Source organism: Polaromonas sp. P1_G2, from assembly GCF_056405515.1.
Genome location: NZ_JBFUBY010001524.1, coordinates 1 through 389, shown reverse-complemented (window position 1 = coordinate 389; position 389 = coordinate 1). Strand labels below are relative to the sequence as shown.

At 62.5% G+C, this 389-nt stretch carries 1 protein-coding gene; it reads right to left on the bottom strand.

The features are described from left to right. The coding region (locus AC1D0P_RS31380) for an aldehyde dehydrogenase family protein (protein WP_477680295.1) at positions 1 to 389 on the bottom strand (389 nt) is incomplete at both ends.

The following is a 389-nucleotide window of genomic DNA, read 5'->3' as shown; positions in this document are numbered from 1 at the left end:
GCCGTAGGGCGTGCCATTGGCGATGGCGATCGCCTCTTCTTCCGTCTCGAACCGGAATAGCGGTGCGACAGGGCCGAATGTTTCTTCGCTGGCAAGCTGCATGTCGGTGGTGGCGCCGGTCAGCACCAGCGGCGCGGTATACTGGCTGCCTTCCGGCATTGCGGGCTTGGTGGTGATGATCTTCGCACCCTTGGCCAGCGCATCCTCCACATGGCGGTTGATCTTGTCGATCGCCGCCATATTAATCATCGGGCCAATTGCCACGCCAGCCTCGGTGCCTGGGCCGACCGTCAAAGCTTCAACCCGTGCCTTGAGCCTGGCGGCAAAGGTATCATAGATGCCGCTCTGCACCAGGAGGTGGTTGGCGCAGACGCAGGTCTGCCCGCCAT